The 4,881-nt window shown below is 44.5% G+C and carries 4 protein-coding genes and 1 pseudogene; 3 read left to right on the plus strand and 2 right to left on the minus strand.

Going from position 1 to position 4,881, the window contains the following annotated elements; genetic code table 11:
* Positions 1-141: 141 nt before the first annotated feature.
* On the minus strand, positions 142-609 hold the full coding sequence (locus VZ94_RS14795; protein ID WP_045779819.1) for a hypothetical protein: 468 nt from the start codon (positions 607-609) through the stop codon (positions 142-144).
* A gap of 304 nt (positions 610-913) precedes the next feature.
* The gene (locus VZ94_RS14800; RefSeq protein WP_045779821.1) at positions 914-1,585 is read right to left on the minus strand and encodes a YggS family pyridoxal phosphate-dependent enzyme; all 672 of its coding nucleotides are present in this window, start codon (positions 1,583-1,585) and stop codon (positions 914-916) included.
* Between the two features lie 87 nt (positions 1,586-1,672).
* On the opposite strand from VZ94_RS14800, the pseudogene VZ94_RS14805 reads away from it, so the two are divergent.
* From VZ94_RS14805 to gloB, 3 genes and pseudogenes are all read left to right on the plus strand, one after another.
* Positions 1,673-2,713, plus strand: a pseudogene (locus VZ94_RS14805) (type IV pilus twitching motility protein PilT).
* 7 nt (positions 2,714-2,720) lie between these two features.
* The gene (locus tag VZ94_RS14810) at positions 2,721-3,893 is read left to right on the plus strand and encodes a PilT/PilU family type 4a pilus ATPase (RefSeq protein ID WP_045779820.1); all 1,173 of its coding nucleotides are present in this window, start codon (positions 2,721-2,723) and stop codon (positions 3,891-3,893) included.
* Entirely contained in the window at positions 3,890-4,645 is a 756-nt protein-coding gene (gene gloB / locus VZ94_RS14815) for a hydroxyacylglutathione hydrolase (RefSeq protein ID WP_338040431.1), read from the plus strand. Before VZ94_RS14810 ends, gloB begins: the two co-directional genes overlap by 4 nt.
* Positions 4,646-4,881: the final 236 nt, after the last annotated feature.

Genomic DNA, 4,881 nt, shown 5'->3' on the forward strand with positions numbered 1-4,881 from the left:
GTCCTATCCACTAGGCTGTGGCAGGGAGGGGTCAGGCCTTACAATTTGCATCAAAATCGTTAAAAAACGAGGGTGTCACGTCAAATGTAAGGCCTGAACCCAGAAACGCGGCGCAATACGCTAACGCTCGTGCCCTATCCGCTAGGCTATTTTTGCCAGTATCGATTGAAAAAAACTCAGCTTTTCAATGCAATCCAATCGATTAAGTTCTTTAACGACATCGTTATAGGCAATTGAACGCATTGCCTCAATTTCTGGCGCGTCACTGATATGCGCTTCTTCGACGGCTTGCTGCAACTCATCAACGGACATTGCCGCTGATTTAGCCAAGATGGCTTGATAGCGTTTAACATCATTTTCATTGGCAGCGGCTTTATCTGCTGGCCTAATAGCAATCAATGCGGCCCCTGCCAACGCCAATAAGCCGGTGCCAATAATCGCAATATCATCAGGCAGGTTTTTGGCCAAAGCTGTAATCGTTGCACTACCGCCGACAATCGTTAAAAACGTACCCGTTGTTTGTATATTGCGATACAACCGCGCAGTACGCTGGCAAAGTCTAATCGCATAACGAATCTCGGAAATAACTTGAATCTTTTGTTTTTGCATCGTTAGCTCCTTAGGTTTATGCGCTATGTTTTGCTGGGCGTTGATGGCTGTGGTGCAGGCAAGGGTGCCGGCATAGGCATAGGTTTAGGTGGAACATGTGACTTTACCTTCATCGCAGTTTACCCTTTAATCATATAACAATAGCGGTATTTTACTCTGTTACTGAAAGTTTAACAGCTCTTAGATGCGTAGTCTGTGTTGTAGTCTGATCATTCGGCGTAATGCATGTTGGCTAGTGACCGATTTAATAACATGAGTCAGAATAATCTATTATGCTAAATAGCACGAACAAGCATTAACTTAGCTAATCCCTTGCCCCAAATAGCGCCGTTCCTATCCGTACTAGCGTCGAACCTTCGTGAATAGCCGCTTTTAAATCACCACTCATGCCATAAGAAAACGTATCGAACGCTTGCTGGTTTAATGCGGTTACGGCGCTGTGTAGCTGGCGGAAAGGTTTGCATTGGTTGGCATAGTCGACTTCCGGTGCAGGTATGCTCATGACGCCTCTTAGTCTGAGGTTAGGCAGCTCCATAATTCGCTGGGATAATTCGGGCAATTCAGCTAACTGAATGCCGGATTTACTGGTTTCGTCGCTAATGTTGACTTGAATGAGTACGTTAAGTGGCGGTAAACCATCAGGTCGTTGTGCGCTTAAGCGTTGAGCAATCTTAAAGCTATCGACGCTATGCACCCAAGCAAAATGCTGAGCTATAAGTTTGGTTTTATTGGATTGAATAGGGCCGATGAAATGCCAGCTTATATCAAAGGCGCCTAGTAATCGCTGTTTTTGTAGCGCTTCTTGTAGATAGTTTTCGCCAAAATGCCGTTGTCCGGCTTGATAAGCGGCTATAATGTCGCTAGCGGGTTTGGTTTTGCTTACGGCTAGCAATAATACTGAATTAGGCTGGCGTCCAGCTTCGTACTCGTAGCGACTGATTTGGTTTATCAATCGCTTTAAATTGTTTGCTATCATGGTCGGTGTGTGATGTGTTGGCAACGTGCAGCGCGTATGAGCATTCATCGTGCTATGGTATCTTTTACTTTTGCTTGTGAGGACATAATGGACATCAGTGAATTATTAGCTTTTTCAGTTAAAAATAAAGCGTCGGATTTGCATTTATCGGCAGGACTCCCGCCTATGATACGCGTGGATGGCGATATTCGTAGGATTAATATTCCGGCGTTAGAGCATAAGGAAGTTCATGCATTGATTTACGATATTATGAATGACAAGCAACGACGGGATTACGAAGAATTTTTAGAAACCGACTTTTCGTTTGAGCTGCCCGGTGTTGCCCGGTTTCGGGTGAACGCGTTTAATCAAGATAGAGGCGCAGCTGGCGTATTTCGGACGATTCCGTCGAAAGTTTTATCATTAGAAGACCTTAACGCACCTAAATTTTTTTGAAGAATTATGTAAAAAGCCGCGTGGTTTGATTTTGGTGACGGGACCTACCGGTTCAGGCAAATCAACGACGTTAGCGGCGATGATTAACCATATTAATCTAAACGAATACGCGCATATTTTAACGATTGAAGACCCTATCGAGTTTGTGCACGAAAGCCAGAAATGTTTGATTAACCAGCGGGAAGTGCATAGAGATACGCATGGGTTTAATGAGGCGTTGCGTTCTGCCTTGCGTGAAGACCCCGATATTGTGTTAGTCGGTGAGATGCGGGATTTAGAGACGATTCGTTTGGCGTTAACTGCGGCCGAAACCGGGCATTTGGTGTTTGGTACCTTGCATACGACTTCAGCCGCTAAGACCATAGACCGTATTATCGACGTGTTTTCCAGCCGCTGAAAAAGATATGATTCGCGCGATGTTGTCAGAATCGCTGCAAGCGGTTATTTCGCAAACTTTGTTGAAAAAAAATTGGCGGCGGTCGCTGTGCAGCGCATGAAATTATGGTCGGTACGCCGGCAATTCGTAACTTGATTCGTGAGGCTAAAGTGGCGCAGATGTATTCGGCAATTCAAACCGGGCGCAAAGATGGTATGCAAACTTTAGATCAGAATTTAAAAGAAATGGTGGATAAAGGTTTGATTAACGCCAAAACAGCTATGGTTAAAGCGGTTAACAAAGACATATTCATGTGAGGGTATTATGTTAGATTCTAATCCTATACTCGACCCCATTTTGGAATTAATGGTTAAAAAGAAGGCCTCTGATTTATTTATCACGGCAGGCAGAGCGCCTACGATTAAAGTCGATGGTGATTTAGTCGAAATTTCTAAGCAAATATTAACACCTGAGCAATCGTTGAAAGTTGTCAAGAGTATTATGACGCAACGGCAAATCAACGAATTTGAAAATACTAATGAATGCCAATTTGCAATAGGTGTTAAGGACCTAGGCCGGTTTCGGGTTAGCGCCTTTATTCAACGCGATGCTGCGGGTATGGTGTTAAGGCGGATTGAGAATAATATTCCTACCGTTGAGTCGCTAAATTTACCGCCTATTTTGAAAAATTTAATTATGGAAAAGCGTGGCTTGTTGATTTTTGTCGGTGCAACGGGCACGGGTAAGTCGACATCATTAGCGGCGTTAATTCGGCATCGTAATGAAAACAGCAGTGGTCATATTATTACCATTGAAGACCCTATTGAATATCAACACCAGCATTTAGGCTGTATTGTCACGCAACGTGAAGTCGGTTTAGATACTGAATCTTATGAAATCGCGTTGAAAAACACCTTACGGCAAGCACCGAATGTGATTTTAATTGGTGAGATTAGAACCCGTGAAACCATGCAAAATGCGATTACGTTTGCTGAGACAGGTCATTTATGCGTGACCACGTTACATGCTAATAATGCTAACCAAGCCTTAGACCGGATTTTGCATTTCTTTCCCGAAGACATGCATTCGCAAATTTTAATGGACTTATCGCTGAATTTACGCGGTATTATCGCGCAGCAATTGGTGAAACGCATTGACGGTAGAGGGCGTTATCCGGCGTTAGAGATTATGATTAATACGCCATTAGCGAAAGATTACATACGCAAAGGCGAAATTAGTAAGCTAAAAGAGCTAATGAAAGATTCGCGTGAGCATGGTATGCAAACCTTTGACCAGGCGTTATTCGATTTATATATGTCCGACAAAATTGGCTTTGATGACGCGCTCGATTATGCTGATTCGCGTAACGAAGTCCGCTTAATGATTAAATTAGGCACGGCCAATGCCGGTGACTTTGAAAACCCAGATATGATGTTGTCCGAAGATGAAAGCGATAGCGATTTTTATCGGACTTTCAAAACTACTAAACGGCCATGAGTTTAGTGCATTCTGTTTCAGTTAAGATTCTTCCTGTGCTAAACGATAACTATGTGTATTTAGTGCACGATGAAGAATCCGGTGTGACTGCTGTTATAGACCCTGCTCTAGCTGAGCCGGTATTGGTAGAATTAGCGCAGCAACAATGGCGGTTGGATTATGTGTTAAACACTCATCATCATTCTGACCATGTCGGTGGTAACTTGGTGTTGAAACAACAAACCGGTTGTGCGATTGTCGGCTACCAAGACGATGCGCATAGAATACCTGGCATTAGTATTCAGGTCACAGAGGGTAGTACTGTGCCGTTTGGTCGATATACTATCCATGTCTTAACCACGCCAGGTCATACATCAGGCCATATTGTGTATTACCTGCCTGAAGCGGATTTGCTATTTTGCGGTGATACGTTGTTTGTCATGGGGTGTGGTCGTTTATTTGAGGGTAGTGCTGAGCAATTATGGTCTTCTTTGCAAAAACTGCGTGCGTTACCGCCGCAAACGCGCGTGTATTGCGCACACGAATATACTGAAACGAATGCCCGATTTGCGTTGAGTTTAGAGCCAGACAATAGACTATTACAACAACGCTATGCCGAGATTAAGCGATTACGCGCACAGCAGCAACCGACTATTCCATCGACGATTGCCGAAGAGCGGGCGACGAATCCTTTTTTACGCGCCGACCAAGTAGCGTTACAACAGGCATTAAAAATGCTACTGCATCGCCTGTGTCTGTTTTTGCGACGATGAGAGCGATGAAAGATAGGTTTTAATTTGAGTTATCTGTGTACGCACGAAAATATTTTGTAGTGTTGCTAAGCTGGATGCTTGTCTACCAGTCATTCGGAAGTCTAATCCCGTTTGCCGCGCCGAGCACCGCAGGTTTTGCTGGGATTAGCCCGTCAGGGGCACGGCATGGATGCCGTGCGTCGCAGGCGGGCAGGAAGCCCGCTCTGCCGACCTCCCAGCAAAACCAAGGCGCGCAG

The sequence above is a fragment of the Methylocucumis oryzae genome, assembly GCF_000963695.1.
Lineage (GTDB): Bacteria > Pseudomonadota > Gammaproteobacteria > Methylococcales > Methylomonadaceae > Methylovulum > Methylovulum oryzae.

What these genes read in the sequence shown, in the direction of transcription:
- VZ94_RS14795 (WP_045779819.1), bottom strand. Translation starts at nt 609, where the DNA reads ATGCAAAAACAAAAGATTCAAGTTATTTCCGAGATTCGTTATGCGATT.
- gloB (WP_338040431.1), top strand. Translation starts at nt 3,890, where the DNA reads ATGAGTTTAGTGCATTCTGTTTCAGTTAAGATTCTTCCTGTGCTAAAC.
- VZ94_RS14810 (WP_045779820.1), top strand. Translation starts at nt 2,721, where the DNA reads ATGTTAGATTCTAATCCTATACTCGACCCCATTTTGGAATTAATGGTT.
- VZ94_RS14800 (WP_045779821.1), bottom strand. Translation starts at nt 1,585, where the DNA reads ATGATAGCAAACAATTTAAAGCGATTGATAAACCAAATCAGTCGCTAC.